The organism is Escherichia sp. HH091_1A (assembly GCF_030295175.1).
Classification (GTDB): Bacteria; Pseudomonadota; Gammaproteobacteria; order Enterobacterales; family Enterobacteriaceae; genus Escherichia; species Escherichia coli_F.
On sequence record NZ_AP025747.1, the window covers coordinates 3,005,306 to 3,026,128 of the forward strand.

At 51.3% G+C, this 20,823-nt stretch carries 18 protein-coding genes and 2 tRNA genes; 8 read left to right on the forward strand and 12 right to left on the reverse strand.

Features of this window, described 5'->3' with window-relative positions; genetic code table 11:
* Window positions 1-257: 257 nt before the first annotated feature.
* The 3 genes from ypdA to QUF14_RS15150 are packed head-to-tail and all read left to right on the forward strand — an operon-like array spanning window position 258 to window position 3,573.
* Window positions 258-1,955 carry a two-component system sensor histidine kinase YpdA gene (gene ypdA / locus QUF14_RS15140; RefSeq protein ID WP_000544366.1) on the forward strand — a complete coding sequence of 566 codons (1,698 nt, stop codon included), beginning with the start codon at window positions 258-260 and terminating at the stop codon, window positions 1,953-1,955.
* A gap of 14 nt (window positions 1,956-1,969) precedes the next feature.
* Window positions 1,970-2,704, forward strand: coding sequence for a two-component system response regulator YpdB (ypdB, locus tag QUF14_RS15145; protein WP_001354801.1), 735 nt, complete (start codon window positions 1,970-1,972; stop codon window positions 2,702-2,704).
* A gap of 11 nt (window positions 2,705-2,715) precedes the next feature.
* A complete protein-coding gene (locus QUF14_RS15150) occupies window positions 2,716-3,573 on the forward strand; it encodes an AraC family transcriptional regulator (protein WP_000648314.1) in 858 nt (285 codons plus the stop codon).
* Between the two features lie 2 nt (window positions 3,574-3,575).
* Here the strand turns inward: QUF14_RS15150 and ptsP are convergent, their stop codons facing one another.
* The 6 genes from ptsP to glk all read right to left on the reverse strand — a co-directional run bounded on the left by ptsP (window position 3,576) and on the right by glk (window position 11,012).
* Complete coding sequence (ptsP, locus tag QUF14_RS15155) at window positions 3,576-6,071, reverse strand: phosphoenolpyruvate--protein phosphotransferase (protein WP_286333058.1); 2,496 nt, start codon at window positions 6,069-6,071, stop codon at window positions 3,576-3,578.
* A gap of 24 nt (window positions 6,072-6,095) precedes the next feature.
* The gene (gene ypdE / locus QUF14_RS15160) at window positions 6,096-7,133 is read right to left on the reverse strand and encodes an aminopeptidase (protein WP_000366053.1); all 1,038 of its coding nucleotides are present in this window, start codon (window positions 7,131-7,133) and stop codon (window positions 6,096-6,098) included.
* Window positions 7,133-8,218: an aminopeptidase gene (ypdF, locus tag QUF14_RS15165; protein ID WP_100733839.1), complete on the reverse strand. Its 1,086-nt coding sequence runs from the start codon at window positions 8,216-8,218 to the stop codon at window positions 7,133-7,135. The genes ypdE and ypdF overlap by 1 nt, the downstream gene beginning before the upstream one ends.
* 14 nt (window positions 8,219-8,232) lie before the next feature.
* Window positions 8,233-9,480 (reverse strand): PTS fructose transporter subunit IIC, encoded by a 1,248-nt coding sequence (locus QUF14_RS15170; protein ID WP_000985352.1) that lies wholly within the window; start codon window positions 9,478-9,480, stop codon window positions 8,233-8,235.
* Window positions 9,481-9,501: 21 nt separating this feature from the next.
* On the reverse strand, window positions 9,502-9,828 hold the full coding sequence (locus tag QUF14_RS15175) for a PTS fructose transporter subunit IIB (protein ID WP_001354802.1): 327 nt from the start codon (window positions 9,826-9,828) through the stop codon (window positions 9,502-9,504).
* A gap of 218 nt (window positions 9,829-10,046) precedes the next feature.
* Window positions 10,047-11,012, reverse strand: a complete 966-nt coding sequence (gene glk, locus QUF14_RS15180; RefSeq protein ID WP_000170346.1) for a glucokinase — start codon at window positions 11,010-11,012, stop codon at window positions 10,047-10,049.
* A gap of 203 nt (window positions 11,013-11,215) precedes the next feature.
* Between glk and QUF14_RS15185 the strand changes: the two genes are divergently transcribed.
* The gene (locus tag QUF14_RS15185; protein ID WP_000903120.1) at window positions 11,216-12,472 is read left to right on the forward strand and encodes an ion channel protein; all 1,257 of its coding nucleotides are present in this window, start codon (window positions 11,216-11,218) and stop codon (window positions 12,470-12,472) included.
* 114 nt (window positions 12,473-12,586) lie between these two features.
* Window positions 12,587-12,913, forward strand: coding sequence for a DUF2502 domain-containing protein YpeC (ypeC, locus tag QUF14_RS15190; RefSeq protein WP_000490084.1), 327 nt, complete (start codon window positions 12,587-12,589; stop codon window positions 12,911-12,913).
* Window positions 12,914-13,054: 141 nt separating this feature from the next.
* Here the strand turns inward: ypeC and QUF14_RS15195 are convergent, their stop codons facing one another.
* Together QUF14_RS15195 and QUF14_RS29070 are read right to left on the reverse strand one after the other, a co-directional pair.
* Window positions 13,055-14,293, reverse strand: a complete 1,239-nt coding sequence (locus tag QUF14_RS15195) for an Nramp family divalent metal transporter (RefSeq protein ID WP_000186373.1) — start codon at window positions 14,291-14,293, stop codon at window positions 13,055-13,057.
* Window positions 14,286-14,330 carry a hypothetical protein gene (locus QUF14_RS29070; RefSeq protein WP_418517219.1) on the reverse strand — a complete coding sequence of 15 codons (45 nt, stop codon included), beginning with the start codon at window positions 14,328-14,330 and terminating at the stop codon, window positions 14,286-14,288. Before QUF14_RS29070 ends, QUF14_RS15195 begins: the two co-directional genes overlap by 8 nt.
* A 298-nt stretch (window positions 14,331-14,628) precedes the next feature.
* On the opposite strand from QUF14_RS29070, the gene nupC reads away from it, so the two are divergent.
* Window positions 14,629-15,831: a nucleoside permease NupC gene (gene nupC, locus QUF14_RS15200; protein WP_001317971.1), complete on the forward strand. Its 1,203-nt coding sequence runs from the start codon at window positions 14,629-14,631 to the stop codon at window positions 15,829-15,831.
* A gap of 161 nt (window positions 15,832-15,992) precedes the next feature.
* Here the strand turns inward: nupC and QUF14_RS15205 are convergent, their stop codons facing one another.
* The 4 genes from QUF14_RS15205 to QUF14_RS15220 all read right to left on the reverse strand — a co-directional run bounded on the left by QUF14_RS15205 (window position 15,993) and on the right by QUF14_RS15220 (window position 19,840).
* The gene (locus QUF14_RS15205; RefSeq protein WP_000399629.1) at window positions 15,993-16,973 is read right to left on the reverse strand and encodes an IS110-like element IS621 family transposase; all 981 of its coding nucleotides are present in this window, start codon (window positions 16,971-16,973) and stop codon (window positions 15,993-15,995) included.
* 280 nt (window positions 16,974-17,253) lie between these two features.
* Entirely contained in the window at window positions 17,254-19,443 is a 2,190-nt protein-coding gene (locus tag QUF14_RS15210) for a bifunctional diguanylate cyclase/phosphodiesterase (RefSeq protein ID WP_001354804.1), read from the reverse strand.
* Between the two features lie 206 nt (window positions 19,444-19,649).
* Window positions 19,650-19,725 (reverse strand) — tRNA-Ala (locus tag QUF14_RS15215).
* 39 nt (window positions 19,726-19,764) lie between these two features.
* A tRNA-Ala gene (locus QUF14_RS15220) sits at window positions 19,765-19,840 on the reverse strand.
* 220 nt (window positions 19,841-20,060) lie between these two features.
* On the opposite strand from QUF14_RS15220, the gene QUF14_RS15225 reads away from it, so the two are divergent.
* Window positions 20,061-20,420, forward strand: a complete 360-nt coding sequence (locus QUF14_RS15225; protein ID WP_000472021.1) for a YfeC-like transcriptional regulator — start codon at window positions 20,061-20,063, stop codon at window positions 20,418-20,420.
* Between the two features lies 1 nt (window position 20,421).
* Window positions 20,422-20,814, forward strand: a complete 393-nt coding sequence (locus tag QUF14_RS15230; protein ID WP_000826488.1) for a MerR family transcriptional regulator — start codon at window positions 20,422-20,424, stop codon at window positions 20,812-20,814.
* The last annotated feature ends 9 nt before the right edge of the window (window positions 20,815-20,823 follow it).

A 20,823-nucleotide genomic window follows, 5' to 3' on the forward strand; every position in this document is an offset into this window, starting at 1 on the left:
ATGGATTTAAATGAGGAACTCCGCCTTAAAAACGGGAAATTTATCTACGCTAACAAGAAAATTACCACTCAATTTATTAACATTATAATTTCAATAAATTTACCAACCAGATGTGCATTTTCAAGAGATGCATTGCTAATACACCATTTATCTTTCAATCCCCTTTTAAAATTGTGGTTTTTCCTCAAAAACGGCCTGCTGGTCATCGGTCTTCAGGTTACCTATCATAGAGGTTTAATCCTTATTCAGAGTCACCCGTGCACGAAATATTCAATATGCTGCTGGCGGTCTTCGATCGGGCAGCGTTAATGCTTATCTGCCTGTTCTTTCTCATCCGTATCCGCCTGTTTCGCGAACTGTTGCACAAGTCGGCGCACTCCCCAAAAGAGCTGCTCGCCGTTACCGCCATTTTCTCGCTGTTCGCCCTGTTCAGCACCTGGTCCGGCGTGCCCGTAGAAGGCTCGCTGGTTAATGTGCGCATTATCGCGGTGATGTCAGGCGGAATTCTATTTGGCCCGTGGGTAGGCATCATTACCGGTGTGATTGCGGGTATTCACCGTTATTTAATTGACATCGGCGGCGTGACGGCAATTCCGTGCTTTATCACCAGTATTCTCGCGGGTTGCATATCAGGCTGGATCAACCTGAAAATCCCCAAAGCACAGCGCTGGCGCGTCGGTATTCTCGGTGGCATGTTATGTGAAACGTTGACGATGATTCTGGTGATTGTCTGGGCGCCCACCACTGCCCTGGGGATTGATATCGTCTCCAAAATCGGGATTCCGATGATCCTCGGCAGCGTTTGTATCGGCTTTATTGTGTTGCTGGTACAAAGCGTTGAGGGCGAAAAAGAGGCCAGCGCCGCGCGGCAGGCCAAGCTGGCGCTGGATATCGCCAACAAAACGCTGCCGCTGTTTCGCCATGTCAATAGCGAGTCATTACGCAAAGTTTGTGAAATTATCCGCGATGATATTCACGCCGATGCGGTAGCGATTACCAACACCGATCATGTGCTGGCCTATGTTGGCGTAGGTGAGCACAACTATCAGAATGGCGATGATTTCATTAGCCCAACAACGCGTCAGGCAATGAATTACGGAAAAATCATTATTAAAAACAATGATGAAGCCCACCGCACGCCAGAGATTCATTCGATGCTGGTGATCCCATTGTGGGAGAAAGGCGTGGTGACAGGAACACTGAAAATTTACTACTGCCACGCGCATCAGATCACCTCGTCATTACAGGAAATGGCTGTCGGTCTGTCTCAAATCATCTCCACCCAACTGGAGGTTTCACGCGCCGAGCAGCTACGTGAAATGGCAAATAAGGCAGAGCTTCGCGCTCTGCAAAGCAAAATTAATCCCCATTTCCTGTTTAATGCTCTGAATGCTATCTCATCGTCGATCCGTCTGAATCCGGATACCGCTCGCCAGTTAATCTTTAATCTGTCGCGTTATCTGCGCTATAACATTGAATTAAAAGACGATGAGCAAATCGATATCAAAAAAGAGCTGTACCAAATTAAAGACTATATTGCCATTGAGCAGGCCCGCTTTGGCGACAAGCTGACGGTTATCTATGATATTGATGAAGAGGTGAATTGCTACATTCCCAGCCTGCTGATCCAGCCTTTAGTGGAGAACGCCATTGTCCACGGTATTCAGCCTTGTAAGGGAAAAGGCGTTGTCACCATCAGCGTTGCAGAGTGCGGCAATCGGGTACGCATTGCGGTGCGAGACACCGGGCACGGCATCGATCCAAAGGTGATTGAACGGGTCGAAGCGAATGAAATGCCAGGCAATAAAATTGGCCTGCTTAATGTCCATCACCGCGTGAAGTTGTTATATGGCGAAGGGCTGCATATTCGTCGTCTGGAGCCTGGGACGGAAATCGCATTTTACATTCCTAACCAACGCCCCCCTGTCGCCTCACAGGCTACGTTATTGCTTTGAGCCGGAGTGATATTGTGAAAGTCATCATTGTTGAAGACGAATTCCTGGCACAACAGGAACTGAGCTGGCTGATTAAAGAGCACAGCCAGATGGAGATTGTCGGCACCTTTGACGATGGTCTGGACGTGTTGAAGTTTTTGCAGCATAACCGCGTCGACGCCATTTTTCTGGATATCAATATTCCGTCGCTGGATGGCGTGTTGCTGGCGCAAAACATCAGCCAGTTTGCCCATAAACCGTTTATTGTGTTCATCACTGCGTGGAAAGAACATGCGGTAGAAGCGTTTGAGCTGGAGGCGTTTGACTACATTCTCAAACCGTATCAGGAATCACGCATTACAGGAATGCTGCAAAAGCTGGAAGCAGCCTGGCAGCAACAGCAAACCAGCAGTACGCCTGCCGCAATGGTAACGCGTGAGAATGACACCATTAATCTGGTGAAAGATGAGCGAATCATCGTCACGCCAATTAACGATATCTATTACGCCGAAGCGCACGAGAAAATGACCTTTGTCTATACGCGGCGTGAATCCTACGTAATGCCAATGAACATTACTGAATTTTGCAGCAAGCTGCCGCCGTCACATTTTTTCCGCTGCCATCGCTCATTTTGTGTCAATCTGAACAAAATCCGCGAAATCGAACCGTGGTTTAATAACACCTACATTCTGCGACTGAAAGATCTGGATTTTGAAGTACCGGTCAGCCGTAGCAAAGTAAAAGAATTCAGGCAGTTAATGCATCTGTAATCGGGATTTTCATGAAAGCAACAGGCTTGCCCGCCGATCAACAATTTTTCGCCGATCTGTTCAGCGGCCTGGTGCTTAACCCGCAACTACTGGGGCGCGTCTGGTTTGCCAGCCAGCCGGCCTCGTTGCCGGTGGGCAGTTTATGTATTGATTTTCCCCGTCTGGATATCGTGCTGCGCGGCGAATACGGCAATCTGCTGGAAGCAAAGCAGCAACATATAGTGGAAGGAGAAATGCTGTTTATTCCGGCGCGCGCGGCTAATTTACCGGTCAACAACAAACCGGTAATGCTGTTAAGTCTGGTGTTCGCGCCGACCTGGCTTGGTTTATCGTATTACGATAGCCGCACCACGTCGTTGTTGCATCCAGTTCGCCAGATCCAACTTCCCAGCCTGCAACGCGGCGAAGGTGAAGCAATGCTTACTGCCCTCACCCATCTTAGCCGTTCGCCGCTGGAGCAGAATATCATTCAGCCGCTGGTGTTAAGTTTGCTGCATCTCTGCCGCAACGTGGTGAATATGCCGCCGGGTAATTCGCAGCCGCGCGGCGATTTTCTCTATCACAGCATTTGTAACTGGGTTCAGGATAATTATGCCCAGCCGCTCACCCGTGAGAACGTGGCGCAGTTTTTTAATATCACGCCCAATCATCTGTCAAAACTGTTTGCGCAGCATGGAACAATGCGTTTTATCGAATATGTGCGTTGGGTGCGAATGGCGAAGGCGAGGATGATTTTGCAGAAATATCATCTGTCGATTCATGAAGTGGCGCAGCGTTGCGGGTTTCCGGATAGCGACTATTTTTGTCGCGTTTTCCGGCGTCAGTTTGGTCTGACGCCGGGAGAGTATAGCGCACGTTTTCAGGGCTAACGTCAGAAGGTTAATTCCGTTTCCAGCAGCGTCAGAATACTTTGTGCATCTTGTGCGGCAAACAGCGACTGGCGGAAGTTTTTATTCACCAGTTTACGCGCCAGCTGCGAGAAGACTTTCACATGATTCATCCCTTCGTTAGCGCCCAGCGTCAGCATGATCACCAGTTCGACTTCGCCCATTTCTGACTGCCAGTCAACCGGTTTCACCAACCGGGCAATGCTGATACTGGAATGACGGATCCACTGTGATTTGGTGTGCGGGATCGCCACGCCAAAACCAACGCCAGTAGTAACAATCTCTTCCCGCTGCCAGACATCTTCTTCCAGCTCAAACGGATGTTCAGTACGCCCGTTAACGCCAAGGTTGCCGCACAGGAACTGGATCGCCTGCTCTTTATTGCTAAAGGCCTGATCAACAAAGATATTCTCCAGCGCCAGCAGTGGGCGAACGTCTTCTTCCGGCGTAAAGGCGGTGAGTAACGCTTCAATTTCCTGCTCACTGCGGCATTCACATGCCTGACGAGCCAATTCCCGACACGCCTCGCTATCCAGTTGACGAAGCTGGCTTTTCACCGCCGGAATACGCGGGCTACTCATACTCAGCTCATCCAGGCCCAGTCCAAGCAGTAGCGGCAGATAACGACTTTCACCGCCCAGTTCACCGCAAATACCTACCCATTTGCCGCGCTGATGCGCAGTGGTAACAATCTGCTGCAACATGCGCAGGAACGATGGCGTAATCGGGTTATACAGCGGCGATACGCGCGGGTTATTACGATCGACCGCATACAGATACTGGGTCATATCGTTAGAACCGATACTGAAGAAATCGACCTCATCGCAGAAGTGGTCGATGATGTAGCACACCGACGGTACTTCCACCATGATACCCAGCGTAATCGACTCTGCATGACGCAGGCCATCGCGCTTAAGCTCAACGATCGCTTTTTGGATCTCGCCCTTCACCCATAAGATCTGATCGAGGCTGTGGACCATTGGGATCATTAACTGGGCATTACCGAAACTGGCAGCGCGCAAAATAGCCCGCAATTGAGTGCGGAACAGACCAGCAAATTCCGGGTAAATACGTACCGCGCGATAGCCGAGGAACGGGTTCTCTTCCTGGGGAATGTTGAGGTAAGGAATGCTTTTATCGCCGCCGATGTCCATCGTGCGGAAAATAATCGGCTTGTCGCCCGCCGCCAGTAGCACCTGTTGGTATGCTTCAAACTGTTCCTGTTCGTCCGGCGCACTGTCGCGCTCCATATAGAGCATTTCGGTACGAAACAGCCCGACACCTTCCGCGCCGTTGGCAAACGCGCCAGGCGCTTCCAGAGCGGTGCCAATATTCGCCGCGATATCAATGCGCTTGTTATCACGGGAATAGGCCAGCTGCGCGGCGGCCTGCGCCTGTTGTTTCTGGCGTTTATCCGCCAGCGTCTGCGCAACCTGATAATAACCGCTCACCGCGTCATCAGGATTAATCGCCAGCACGCCGCACTGGGCGTCAAGCACCGCCGGTTGCCCGGCATAGCGAGCAATGACATCCAGCGGCAGGCCGCTCAGTACGGGGATCGCCGAGGCGCGGGCCAGAATCAGAGTATGCGAGGTGCGCCCGGTTTTCTCCAGAATCATGCCCGCAAGATTTTTTAAATTGAGGCTCAAAAACTGGCTAGGGGTTAAATCTTCTGCCACCAGAATGGTCGGTTTTTCGAGCACCAGATTATTACGCGGCTTCAGTTCCGGCCAGGTGATATGCAGCAATTGTTCGCTGATATCACGAATGTCGCTGACCCGCTCGCGCAGATAATCGCTGGCAGAGGCAGAAAGCTTGGCGCAAACCTGCTCCATATTGCTGATGATCGCCGCCCCCAGCCCCTGATGCTGTTCTGCCATCAGGCGACGGATATTCCCTGCAAATTCATCATCCTGAATCAGCGATAAATGGGCGCTGAGGATAGTTTTGCTTTCGCCGTCACGCTCGCGCAACTGCTGGTTCAGTTGCTCGGCAAGCGTTGCCAGGCTGTGTTCCAGCCAGGTGGAGTCTTGCGCACTGGCCGGGATTGCCCGATAACTGTCGAGGCTGTTGCTCTGTAGCAGGGTCAACGTACCCACGCCGACGCCGCTTGCCAGCACATTGCCGTACAGTAAATCAGGGTTCAGGCGGCTTAATGAACGCGGCAGTGGATGTGCCGTCAGTTCTGCCTGCGTCGGCTGGACGCTGTCGCTGTCGATAAAGCGCACCTGGATGTACTCTTCCAGCACGCGCCGCGCCTGCTCTTCATCGCTGCCGCTAATGTTCAGGCTGCAACTGTCATTAAATAAGGTGCCGGTGCCAATCAGCGCCAGCGAACTTTTGGCATCGGCCTTTACGTTCTGGCGATGGTTAATGAAGATGATTTCGCTTTGCCACTGGCTGCACTGCTCTTTAAGTTCCCACGCCGGACGAGCATGCAGGCCGTTTGGCAAAGGACAGAGAAATTGAATCGTTAACATAACCGCTCCGGGTTAATCAGGAGATCATCTGAAATCCGTCAGTTGAACAACCGTCTCACGGGTAAGACGTTGAATAAGGGCAGATAAAAGCTGCTGCATCTGCAAAATGTCGCGGCAGTCGGCAATCGATGCGGCGCAATGTCCGTGGCGGGTTGCTGGCCCCATCACCACTGTGGGTACGCCAGTGCCGGTTAAATGTACCGCCCCGCCATCCGTGCCGCCGTTGCTGAACATATCCGCCTGTAACGGCACGCCAATTTCTGCCGCCACGGTTTCGATCCACGCGGTAAGTTTTGGCGGCGCAATCAGCGACTTGTCGCTTAACACCAGCATCGGGCCGTTACCAATCTGGCGATGGTTAGCCGCGCCATAATCAAAGTTTTTCGCCCAGCAGGCGGTATCAAGCACAATGGCGATGTCCGGCGACACCGCGCGGGTGGCGGTTTGCCCGCCGCGTAATCCCACCTCTTCGCTGGAACTTGCCACCAGCCACACTTCCGCAGGCAGCTCGGCGTTGTGCAGCTCACGTAGTAACGTCACCAGCAGGTAGCAACCGAGGCGGTCATCAAAGGCTTTACCCATCACTCGCTGGTGAGGGAGAACCTGAAAAGTGGTATCAAACGTGACACGATCGCCCGGACGAATACCTGCCTGCATCACTTCGTCATACGAGCGCGCACCAATGTCCACGCGCATGGCGCTGACGTCATTCCCCTGCCGCTCGCCATCGAGCAAACCGGGAATTTTGCACTCTTCACGAGTAGTGATCCGTACTGGCTGAAGCTGGCGGGCAGCCATGCGCACATTGCCAACTGGCAGGACATCAATCGCCCCTTCGCGGGAGATGCTACGCACCATAAATCCCACTTCGTCCATATGCGCACAGATCATCACCTTCGGACCTGTCGATTCATTGAGGCGGATCAGCACCGATCCCAGGCCATCAAATCGCACCTCCTTTTGCAGGCGATCCGCTTCTTCCAGCAGGATCTGCCGCACTTCCTGTTCCGAGGAGGCGATCGCATCTGCCTCGCTCAACGCTTTTAATAGCGATAAATCCATTATGCCTCTCCCGTGAGCAACACTGTTTTTGGCATGGCGTAGAGCACTTCCGCGCCTTGCGGGGTAACCAGCACGACATCTTCGATGCGCACGCCACCTCGCCCTGGCAAATAAATCCCCGGCTCCACGGTCAGTAACATCCCTGGCTGTAGCGTCGTGGTGTCCTGCGGTGAAAAACGCGGCTCTTCATGGACTTCAATGCCGATGGCATGACCAGTGTTGTGACCAAAATAGTCACCATAACCGGCTTCTGTAATGATCCGGCGCGCGGCGTCGTCAACCTGTTGGCAGCGCACGCCGGGGCGAATCGCGGAGATTGCCGCGAGCTGTGCCTGCAGGACAATGTTATACACATCAAACAGTGGGTGAGATTCGGCGCTCACCCCTTCGCCATTCACCAGCAAGGTGCGCGTCATATCAGAGCAGTAGCCCTGATACAGCGCACCGAAATCGAGAGTGACAAACTCGCCCGCTGCAACAATCTTGTCGCTGGCTTTGCCGTGCGGCAGCGCCCCACGCCAGCCGCTGGCGACAATGGTGTCAAAAGAGGCTTTTTCTGCGCCCTGCTGGCGCATAAACCACTCCTGTTCAGCGGCTATCTCGCATTCGCTCATCCCGGCCTGAATAAAGCGGCGAATATGCTCTGCACCGCGATCGGCAATCCCACAGGCGAGGCGGATTTTCTCCACCTCCTCTGGCGTTTTGATTTGCCGCAGCACATCCGGCGTGGCGCTTACCAGTTTCGCATTGAGTTCAGACTGCCAGCGGTGCGCGGTTTCCCAACTTACCTGCTGGCCTTCAAAACCGAGCGTTTGCAACTGCTCATCGGCAATGATTTGCCTGACGATAGTGGTAAGCGTGTGCGTCGCATCAAGCAAATGCAGCTGGTAGCCCTGCGTGCGGGCTTCTACATCCGCGTAATAGCGCGAATCCACCAGAATGTGCGCACTTTCACGGCTAATCAGCACATAACCTGATCCGGTGGAGATCCCCAGATGCGGTTGTTTGTTCTGCCGTGAGGAGAGAAGCACCGCATCCAGTTGTTGCGCCTTAAGCCAGTCGCGCAGCGAAGCGAGTAATGTCATCAGGATTTTCCTTCTTACAGGCTATCGATTAACAATTTGCCTTTACGGAACATCATCAGACGCAGGAACACCACCATCAGCGCAGTAATGATTGCTCCCAGCGCGATCCCCGCCATGTAGACGCCGAGGTTAGTGACCAGCGGCCATGCCCAGATAGCGGACTCCGGGAACCATTGCACTGCGCCCAGCCAGACAGCGGCGGTTGAGCCGACAATCGCGCCGACCATATACGACGGAATGGCGGTGATGGGGCTTTCCAGCGCAAACGGAATCGCACCCTCACTGATCCCCATAAAGGCAAGGAACATGGCGGTTTTACCCTGCGGATAAAGCTGAGCGTTGAACAGGCGTTTGCCGGTTAAACGACGGTCAATAATGGTCGCCAGACCCAGACCAATCGGTGGAATAACGATAGCGATAGAACGTGCGGTGACCGGTAATACGTGGTCAGTGGTAAAGCTGAAGGCAACGAAACCTGCGGCTTTGTTGATCGGGCCACCAAGGTCGATTGCTGTCGCTGCTGCGATACCCATCGCATACATTAGCGCGCCCTTCTCACCTGCGGCAGTCAGCACGGTACGGATACCACCGTTAATCCAGCCACCAAAGGGGGTGATGACGTAGTACATCGCCAGCATGACAAAAATGGCGGAAAGAATCGGTAGCAAAAATGTGGTTTTGAACGCTAACAGGAAATCCGGTAACTGGATTTTCTGGTTCATCCACTTCACAAGGTAACCGGCAACGATGGAAATAATCAGGGCACCAATGAAGGTGGACGGCACCGGCGAAGAGGTCGCCCATTGCATCGTGCTGGGATCGAAGTTCAGCAGTTGCGTCGGCTGGGTAGACATCAAGCCGCCGATAAAACCAGCCGGGAATGCCAGTTTGCCACCGATAGAGTTCGCCACAAAAGCGGCAAACATCGGTATGGCAAAGCCAAACAGCACGCCACCAAAGGACTGTGACAGCCAGGCAAACTTCAGTAAGGAGAGGTCGAAACCGGAGAATTTCCCGCTATTAAGCGCATCCATGATGCCGATATCCGCAGGAATTTTAAGCCAGCTATAAGCAATCAGCTGGCTGAAAGCGAGGATCACACCGCCCATAATTAAGGTCGGCACCATGCGTGAAATCCCTGACATCACATGCTGCGGGAGTTCACCCCAGAAGCTGGTTTTAGAGGCCTGCGGATTCTTAACTGCCGCTGCCGCACCGGATGCGCCAGGCACAACGGTTGCACTGCGTTTTTTAATGGCCATAACAATTATCCCTGTCGAATATTACTGTTGTTCAGAGGCAATCATCTCTTCGATTTCTTTGATGATGCCCGCAGCGTTTTTAATTGCGTCCTGCAAAGTGATTTCATAAACGTCGCGTGATTCGAAACGTTCGTTATCTTCCGGGGTAACCGCCACGGAGTGGATGATGATGGTCGCTTCGGCGATATCCTGCGCGGTCAGACGATTCTGGATGCCGTCCGCACCCTGGGTTTCAATTTTCACTTCATAACCGGCGTCTACCGCCGCTTCTTCCAGCGCCTGAGCGGCCATAAAGGTGTGAGCCAGGCCCATTGGGCAGGCACATAAGGCAATCAGTTTCTTACTCATCGTTAATTCCTCGTTCAGTGATAGTTGACGAGTGAAATTATGAACGTGCAAAACAAATCGCCGTTACCAGACAAATAATGCATTTACTGGAGAATTAATCCCGCTGTACGGAAGTGTGACGCAGGTCGGCCTTGTGAGGAGACACAAAGAAAAATTGAATTAACTGTATGATTTAAAAGATTATCGGGAGAGTTACCTCCCGATATAACAGGAAGGATTTACAGAATGTGGCCTAAGGTCTGGCGTAAATGTGCACCGGAACCAAGAAGGCCCGGATTGTCATGGACGATGAGATACACCGGAATATCATGGACATATTCTTTAAAGCGCCCTTTATCTTCAAATGCGGCACGGAAACCAGAGGCTTTGAAGAACTCAAGGAAGCGCGGCACGATACCACCGGCAATAAACACGCCGCCAAATGTCCCGAGATTGAGCGCCAGATTGCCGCCAAAACGGCCCATAATGACGCAAAACAGCGACAACGCGCGGCGGCAATCGGTGCAGCTGTCAGCCAGCGCACGTTCGGTAATATCTTTTGGCTTGAGATTTTCTGGCAGGCGGTTGTCGGCTTTCACAATCGCGCGATACAAATTCACCAGCCCAGGACCAGAAAGCACGCGCTCTGCCGAAACATGACCAATTTCTGCACGCAGTATTTCGAGGATAATGGCCTCTTCTTCACTATTCGGCGCAAAATCAACGTGACCGCCTTCGCCTGGCAAGCTTACCCAGCGTTTATCAACATGAACCAGATGCGCAACCCCAAGCCCTGTTCCGGCACCGTAAACCGCAATAGGTTTACCTTCTACCGGTTCTGCGCCACCAAACTGAATCAGATGCTCTTTTTTCAGCATCGGGATCGCCATCGATACAGCGGTAAAGTCGTTAATAATTTCCAGATGACTAAAACCGAGATTCTTTTTCATTTCGGCAATTGAGAACGCCCAGGTATGGTTGGTCATTGCCACCCAGTCACCGGTAATTGGGCAAGCGATGGCAATACAGCCGTCTTTCACCTCGACCTTATGTTCTTCAAGATAAACGCGAATGACCGCTTCGAGGCTGGGGTAATCAAGCCCTGAATAGGTCTTAGCCTGCGAGATTTCACCACTGGCAATATCACACAGAGCAAGACGTGCGTTGGTGCCGCCCACATCACCGACTAATGCATACTTTGTCATTCTTCAACTGCTCCGCTAAAGTCAAAATAATTCTTTCTCACACTGTAAATACCTGGGGGCATAACAACAACGCCGGAAAGGCAGGCTCCCTGTAAATATCGATCTGGGTCACACAATTACTTTATCGTTTCAGCACCAATTGCAGCGATGCCTTTTTGCAAGCTGGGCAAACTAAGTATCTGACCCTGCATAAGGAATAGAACATGCTCCATCCGCGAGCCAGAACCATGTTGTTATTATCGCTCCCCGCCGTGGCAATTGGGATTGCGTCCAGTCTTATTCTGATTGTGGTGATGAAAATCGCCTCGGTATTACAGAATTTGCTCTGGCAACGACTGCCGGGAACTCTGGGGATAGCCCAGGATTCACCTTTCTGGATCATCGCCATATTAACGCTAACAGGTATTGCGGTGGGGTTGGTTATCCGTTTCAGCCAGGGGCATGCCGGGCCAGACCCCGCCTGTGAACCGCTGATCGGCGCACCGGTTCCGCCCTCTGCGCTACCAGGACTTATCGTAGCATTAATTCTCGGTCTTGCTGGCGGCGTCAGTCTCGGGCCGGAACATCCGATCATGACCGTCAATATCGCCCTTGCCGTCGCCATTGGCGCTCGTCTGTTACCGCGCGTCAACCGAATGGAGTGGACTATTTTAGCCTCTGCCGGAACCATCGGCGCGCTGTTTGGCACACCTGTTGCAGCGGCGTTGATATTTTCGCAAACCTTAAATGGCAGTAATGAGGTTCCGCTATGGGACCGTCTCTTTGCGCCGTTAATGGCCGCAGCAGCTGGTGCACTTACTACCGGATTATTTTTCCATCCTCATTTTTCACTGCCCATTGCGCATTATGGGCAGATGGAGATGACCGATATTCTCAGCGGTGCAATTGTGGCGGCTATTGCCATCGCAGCAGGGATGGTTGCCGTATGGTGTCTGCCACGGTTGCACGCGATGATGCATCAGATTAAAAATCCGGTGCTAATGCTGGGAGTTGGCGGATTTATTCTCGGTATTCTGGGGGTTATTGCTGGACCGGTTTCGCTATTTAAAGGGCTGGATGAGATGCAGCAGATGGTGGCAAATCAGGCTTTCAGCACCAGCGATTACTTTTTGCTGGCAGTGATTAAACTTGCCGCTCTCGTGGTTGCTGCCGCCAGCGGCTTTCGCGGTGGGCGAATCTTCCCGGCAGTGTTTGTCGGCGTGGCATTAGGATTGATGCTGCATGAGCACGTTCCCGCCGTTCCAGCGGCAATAACCGTTTCCTGCGCTATTCTCGGCATCGTGCTGGTGGTAACACGCGATGGCTGGTTAAGTCTTTTTATGGCGGCAGTCGTTGTACCCAATACCACATTGCTACCGCTGCTCTGTATCGTCATGCTTCCGGCATGGCTGTTATTAGCAGGTAAGCCGATGATGATAGTCAATCGTCCGAAGCAACAGCCACCCCACGATAACATTTAGCAAAAAATGCTCTCCTTTATGATTTAAGAGTTATGGCGATGATACGGGGCTTTACCTCCCCGTAATATTGCGTTAACAGGCCGCTGACGGCTTCGATCGTGAAGGAGAATAACAATGTTCAGGTCACTGTTTCTGGCGGCCGCCCTGATGGCATTTACCCCGCTTGTGGCAAACGCAGGTGAAATCACCCTACTGCCATCAATCAAATTACAAATTGGCGATCGCGATCATTACGGTAATTACTGGGACGGTGGTCACTGGCGCGACCGTGACTACTGGCATCGCAATTATGAATGGCGTAAAAACCGCTGGTGGCGTCATGATAATGGCTACCACCGTGGCTGGGATAAGCGTAAAGCCTATGAGCGTGGCTATCGTGAAGGCTGGCGCGATCGTGATGATCATCGCGGAAAGGGCCGCGGACATGGGCATCGCCATTAAACACATTCGCCACTGGAGCACAATGCCTGATGCGACGCTAGCGCGTCTTATCAGGCCTACAAACCGGCTCTTTAATGTGTAGGGCGGATAAGGCGTTTTACGCCGCATCCGCCAGTGATGCCTGGTACGACGCCAGTTGAACTATAGCCCCAGAGCCGTTCCCACTAACAACCAGATATTCAGCGCCACTACCAGCACCACAATCACCCAGCCTATCTGTTTTACGCGTTTGCTGTTCACCAGATCGCCCATCAACCTACTGTCACTGGTAAAAATTAGTAGTGGAACCAGCGCCAGAGCGATACCAAAACTTAACAGCACCTGGCTCATAACCAGAATCCGTGTCGGATCTAATCCCATCAGAATGACAATAAATGACGGCAACATGGTAACGGTGCGACGCACCCACAGCGGGATATGAAAACGAATGAAGCCCTGCATCACTACCTGCCCCGCCAGTGTCCCCACAACCGTTGAGGACAGTCCCGCAGCAACCAGGCTTAAACCAAAGACCGTTGCCGCAGCATGGCTTAACAACGGTTGCAGCGTCAGATAAGCCTCATCAAGATCGGCAACGCCAGTATGACCGGAAAAGTGGAACGCCGCCGCAGCCGTCGCCATCATCGCCAGATTGACAAAACCGGCAATAGTCATAGCGATAGCCACATCCCATTTGGTGGCAGAATAACGTTGTTGACGCGAACCACCATGTAAATGCTGAGTCAGCGAAGAGTGTAAATAAATCACGTGCGGCATAATCGTCGCCCCCAACACACCTGCCGCCAGGAAGACTGCCTCCGAGGTGGGTAAACTCGGGATTACCATTCCTTTACCCAGTTGCGCCAGGTTAGGCTGGGAGAAAATCAACTCTACAATGTAAGCCGCAGCAACAAACAGCAGTAACCCGCCAATCACTTTCTCCAGCGGTTTTTGCCCTCGACGTTGCAGCATTAAAATCAGGAAAGTCGCGATCCCCGTCAGCACCGCGCCCTGCAACAGCGAAACACCCAGAATGAGTTTAAAACCGATCGCCGCACCAATAAATTCCGCCAGGTCGGTTGCCATCGCAATGATTTCTGCCTGAACCCAATAGAACCACACTACGGGACGCGGATAGTGATCGCGAATCTGCTCCGCCAGGTTTTTACCGGTGGCAATCCCCAGTTTGGCAGACAGTATCTGAATCAGCATCGCCATCAGGTTGGCCCAAACGACAACCCACAGTAGCTGATAGCCGAAGCTGGCCCCGGCCTGAATATTGGTCGCAAAGTTACCAGGATCGATATAACCAATCGCCGCAATGAACGCAGGTCCCATTAATGCGAGCCTCATCTTGCGCGCCGCCCGTCCGCTGCTACTCTCAACGCGATAGTTAGTCATCTTGTGCCTCTAAAACATAGCCTTTGCTATGTTTCATGCTATGTCAAACGAGAATGATTATCAAATTCATTTAAGTGGATTGTGATGATTTCTTTGATAGACCAGAATTATGACGACGAAAAGATTGATGACTTGAATGTTGTGATTATGTTTAATGTTAGCACATTTACATAACTTTCAGCTTCCATACACAACATAGCAGAAATGTATGACAGCTCACTATTTTTGAAGCTTGTCACAGGACGTCATTATAGTGTGTGTCAGATCTCGTTTTCCTTAACCATGTTACATAGAATGTGCACGGAAATTTAACCTGCCTCATATTTGGAGCAAATATGGACCGCGTCCTTCATTTTGTACTGGCACTTGCCGTTGTTGCGATTCTCGCACTGCTGGTAAGCAGCGACCGCAAAAAAATTCGTATCCGTTATGTTATTCAACTGCTTGTTATCGAAGTGTTACTGGCGTGGTTCTTCCTGAACTCCGACGTTGGTTTGGGCTTCGTGAAAGGCTTCTCCGAAATGTTTGAGAAACTGCTCGGATTTGCCAACGAAGGGACTAACTTCGTCTTTGGTAGCATGAATGATCAAGGCCTGGCATTCTTCTTCCTGAAAGTGCTGTGCCCAATCGTCTTTATCTCTGCGCTGATCGGTATTCTCCAGCACATTCGCGTGTTGCCGGTGATTATCCGCGCAATTGGTTTCCTGCTCTCCAAAGTCAACGGTATGGGCAAACTGGAATCCTTCAACGCCGTCAGCTCTCTGATTCTGGGTCAGTCTGAAAACTTTATTGCCTATAAAGATATCCTCGGCAAAATCTCCCGCAATCGTATGTACACCATGGCAGCTACGGCGATGTCCACCGTGTCGATGTCCATCGTTGGTGCATACATGACGATGCTGGAGCCGAAATACGTCGTTGCGGCGCTGGTACTGAACATGTTCAGCACCTTTATCGTGCTGTCGCTGATCAACCCTTACCGTGTTGATGCCAGTGAAGAAAACATTCAGATGTCCAACCTGCACGAAGGTCAGAGCTTCTTCGAAATGCTGGGTGAATACATTCTGGCAGGTTTCAAAGTTGCCATTATCGTTGCCGCGATGCTGATCGGCTTTATCGCCCTGATCGCTGCGCTGAACGCACTGTTTGCCACTGTGACTGGCTGGTTTGGCTACAGCATCTCCTTCCAGGGCATCCTGGGCTACATCTTCTATCCGGTTGCTTGGGTGATGGGTGTTCCTTCCAGTGAAGCACTGCAAGTGGGCAGTATTATGGCGACCAAACTGGTTTCCAACGAGTTCGTTGCGATGATGGATCTGCAGAAAATTGCTTCCACGCTCTCTCCGCGTGCTGAAGGCATCATCTCTGTGTTCCTGGTTTCCTTCGCTAACTTCTCTTCTATCGGGATTATCGCAGGTGCAGTTAAAGGCCTGAATGAAGAGCAAGGTAACGTGGTTTCTCGCTTCGGTCTGAAACTGGTTTACGGCTCTACTCTGGTGAGTGTGCTGTCTGCGTCAATCGCAGCACTGGTGCTGTAAGTCCAATTCATTAATTAAAAAGCCGGGGATAATTCCCCGGCTTCAATTCCATGTAGATACTGTTATGGCCTGCAAGTTTTTTTCTACCCTGGTTTCCCAGATTGCAGGCATGCCAGACACAGCGCCGTCAGGCGCTGTTTTTTTCATCCCTTCCGCGATTTTTACGCAGCTACCGGATTATGCCGTGACGCATCGAACGGTACGCCTGACTTCAGCACTCCATACGCCACCTGTGCCAGCTTGCGCATCATCGCGCCGAGAATCACTTTTCCTTTCTTGCCATTAGCCGCCAGACGGTCGCGGAACGCCCGTCCCCACTCAGTCTTACTGGTGGCTACCATTGCAGGCATATACAACGCCCTGCGAAGCGACACATGTCCGGCTTTACTCAACCGGCTTGCCCCTCTCACACTACTGCCTGATTCATAACGCCGTGGTGTCAGACCCGCAAAAGCGGCGAACTGTCTGGCATGGGCGAAGCGGTCCTTCAGACCGATATAAGCCAGTAATACCGCAGATGTTTTCTCTCCGATACCCGGGATACTTTCCAGCAGTTTCCTGCGGTGTTTCATATCCGGATCATCGTCTGTCAGGTCTTTTATCTGCTTCTCAAGACGCTTCAGCTCTGCTTCAAGCCACAGAAGGTGAGCATCAATGCTCGGTCTCTGGACTTCCCGCGCCGTTTCAGTGCGGTTCAGTTCCTGCGTGTGCATATCTGTCAGCGCCTGGTGGCGTACTACCAGGGCACGCAACGCGCGTTCAAGCGGGTGAGGCGCTTCCCAGGCTGCAGGGCGCTTCTGACGACAGAACTCTGCCAGCATGCGCGCATCCACGGTATCAGTCTTGTTACGCAGTCCTTCACTCTGAGCGAAAGCTTTACCCAACGCAGGATTAATGACTGACACTATGTAGCCTGCATCGTAAAGGCACTCTGCGACAGGTTCCATATAGGTGCCGGTCGCTTCGATGCAGATATGCGCATGGTCAATCTTGTGACCCTTCAGCCAGCTCACCAGCTCATCGTGCCCTTTAGTGGTGTTAGCGAATTTTTTGGTGCGATGACGACCATCAGGACGCAACACATCGACATCCAGTTTCTCTTTAGCGGTGTCGATACCGATATAATGAAGTTCATGTTCCATCGTGAAACCAACCTTGCAAATACGGATTACCGGGAAAACCGGTCCATGATACTGTCCGGTTTATCACTTTGGGAGAAAGGCAGTCCGCTGCATAAATCTACGCAACAGGTTGAAAACCTAAGGCCCGATACGGCATGCGGACTGCAGGCAGAGAAAACTGGCCGATTTTCTCTGCACAGGAGGGATAATACAAGGCCTGATAAGCGTAGCGCATCAGGCATTTTTCTGTTTGTCATCAGCCACAAAAGCCGGGGATAATTCCCTGCTTTTTTTACGCCTGTTAATCAGTTAATGGCTGAGGGCGACCAATCAAATACCCTTGCAGATATTGCACCCCGAGCTTATGCAATAGCGCCTGCTGCTGTGGCGTCTCGACAAACTCCGCGACCACACTCAATGACTTCGCTTTCGCCAGATCGGTAATTGATCTCACAATCATCGCATCCAGCGTGTTCGTGACGATATCTTTCACAAAGACGCCATCGATTTTGATGATATCAGCCTGCAAACGCTTTAACCGTTCGTAGTTGGCATAGCCGGTGCCAAAATCATCAATCGCAATCCGGAAACCAAACTTATGCAGCTGCTCGATGTTGTACATGCTGCTTTCTGCGTTAGAAAACGCCTGCTCCTCGGTGATCTCAAGAATGACCGCCTGCGGGGAGATGTGATAACGCTTAAACAGACGAATAATCCGCCCGGCAATATTCTTTTGTAGCAGCGTGAGCGGCATTAAATTAACTGAAAAGCGCGGGCCTTTTTTGTCGCAAGGGTGTGTGGCCAGCCACTTCAACAAGGATTCCAGCACTTGCAAATCAAAACGCGCGCTAAGGTTAAACTGAGCAATAAGGGGCAGAAACTTATCCGGGGTCATAATGCCGCCGTCATATTTCAGTCGCGCGAGGATCTCATCATAACCTTCACCCTCTTTGTTGCGAATTGGCTGGGCGTAGAGCAGCAAATCCCCCTGATCTAACGCCGTGCGAATGGTATTCAGCAATAGCACCTGTTTAGTGGTCTGCCCGGAAACCATCTCCTCTCTGCTATCCAGCGCCAGCACATGATGATGTGCGCAGGATTGCTCCGCCAGCCAGCTTAACTGCCCCAACAAGGGTTGCAGGGTTTCCTGATTTCCATCAAAACGCCCCCAGGCAGCACCATAGCCCATATCCAGCCCGGTATTGTTCCAGTGAATTTGCCGACTATTCAGGATGTTAACCATATGCTGGAGTCGCCCTTCCGTTTCCGGCCCGCTCAGTACTAATAGCAGTTCACTCCCCGGCAATTGATACAACTTTTCGTTTTCCTGCATCAGCGGCATTAACGTACGGTAAATTGAGCGGATACAGTGAACGCGCATCATTAACCCGTAATGACGACTCATAAACTCAAGGTTATCAATACGCAGGCAGCAAAAACTCTTGCCAGCCTCTTGCTCTGGTGCTTGTTCCAACGCGCGAAAGTTGGGTAAGAGCGTTAACGGATCGGTCAGCGCCTGCAAATGCCAGCGTCGGTTAAGCCATTCACTACGATGATAAATGCGCACCATATAGAGCAGGCAAACACTAAAGGAAATCAGCACTGCGAGAATAAATGCCAGCGAATATTCGGTTAGTACCCCTTGCAAAAAGTTCTGGTTGTAATTCAGCAGGCAAAGCGTTGAAACAGCCCAGGTGAGATTTAAAAACGGATAGCGAAGCTTACCGACCCCGAGGGTAAAGATGATAAAGAAAACAGGTACCAGGTAACCGGCAATGAAGTCATTTTCATACGGTGTACACATCAGAAGTAGCAGCACGCTAAGAGCTGCCAGCCAGCTTAAGGTAAATGCGCGTTTCTCTTTGCTCAACGACGGAGCGATATCCCTGCGCCACAGTATCTGCGCAAAGTGGGGACTTACAATCATGCGGGTGAGATAGTAAAACAGCATGTTGTAAATCAGCACTGCGGTGAAAAGGCTTAGCAAATCAACGACCGTGAAAATGGCATCCGCATCGCCGAAAAAGGTAGATATCTTTAGCGGAAAATCAAAGAAATTCCCCACAAGATACATGCTGCATTTGATGCCAATCGGTGCCACCAAACCAAGCCAGAAGAGACGTTGCCAGACGTATCGGCTGGTCAAACCATAACGCCAACGCGTTCCCAATTGCCAGCGTAATATTGCACAGGCACACAGGACTGCAAACGTCTGGCTGCCGAGCATGACCGCGGTCTGTAAAAAAGAGAGATGAAAGTTCCACAGATTGGTGCAAAACATCCCGCATAAAACGGGAACGACACCGCGCCAGCCAAAGATAAACAAGATTGACAGCATTACGCACAGTGGCATCCACGCCAGAAAGATATAACTGGAATGGATAATGGCAAGTGGCGAAATAAAACGGGATAGCTGAATAAGTACCACGGTGAGCGTAAACGCTAGTGTGAATATCTTGATATTTTTTATCAGGTTATGCTCCACAAACATGAGTACACTACTCTCACTGATCGGGGTTTTCAGGCACACAAATAATAAGTTTATTCGCATCGCGAAGCAAACAGGGGCCAGCCTGTTGCTGTTTTTTCAGTCAGTGATGCATTCACCACACGGCACTGCCAGGATGTAGACTGTATTACAAAAGCGGCAAAAGGCAGAGACAAAAAACCCCCGCTTTGCAGCGAGGGTTTGAAATTTGGTGGAGCTAAGCGGGATCGAACCGCTGACCTCTTGCATGCCATGCAAGCGCTCTCCCAGCTGAGCTATAGCCCCACGAGTCGTTTACGTACCAAATTTGCTGGGTGCAAAATTTGGTGGAGCTAAGCGGGATCGAACCGCTGACCTCTTGCATGCCATGCAAGCGCTCTCCCAGCTGAGCTATAGCCCCATCACGTAAAGCTTGTCGAGTTGACGGGCGGCATCATATGAATTCCGCCCGAATGTGTCAACGGCAAATTGCAGCGTGTAGTTTCAATCGCTGAAAAATCAGGCAAATGAACAATTTTGGAAAACCGCTCGCATTCAGTAGTTATTCATGTCACGGTTTCCTGTAAAGTGGTGTTATAAAATGAACCGCTAATAGACCTACATACATTCAGGGAATTGTTATGTTCAAGGAGAGGATGACGCCAGATGAACTTGCCAGACTGACCGGTTATAGCCGTCAGACCATTAATAAATGGGTACGCAAGGAAGGCTGGACGACATCACCAAAACCAGGCGTCCAGGGTGGCAAAGCCAGACTGGTTCACGTCAATGAACAGGTTCGTGAATATATTCGCAATGCTGAACGTCCGGAAGGTCAGGGAGAAGCGCCAGCCCTTTCTGGTGATGCGCCGCTTGAAGTGTTGCTGGTGACACTGGCGAAAGAGATGACGCCAGTTGAACAAAAACAGTTTACATCCTTGCTTCTGCGGGAAGGGATTATCGGGTTATTACAACGCTTAGGGATTCGCGATAGCAAATAATATGAAAAGATTACGCAATAAAATGACCACCGAAGAACTGGCGGAATGCCTCGGTGTGGCTAAACAAACTGTTAACCGTTGGATCAGAGAAAAAGGCTGGAAAACGGAAAAATTTCCCGGCGTGAAAGGCGGTCGTGCCAGACTTATTCTGATCGATACGCAAGTTTGCGAGTTTATTCAGAATACACCAGCCTTCCATAACACGCCGATGCTTCTGGAAGCCGAAGAACCCCTTGCCGAATACGCACCGGGTATTCGCACCCCTGCTTATCGGCAAATCATCAGCGCAATAGACAACATGACTCACAGTGAGCAGGAAAAAGTTGCGCAATTTTTGTCACGTGAAGGAATTCGTCATTTCCTTGCTCGTCTCGACATAGATGAATCAGAATAAATAAAAAAC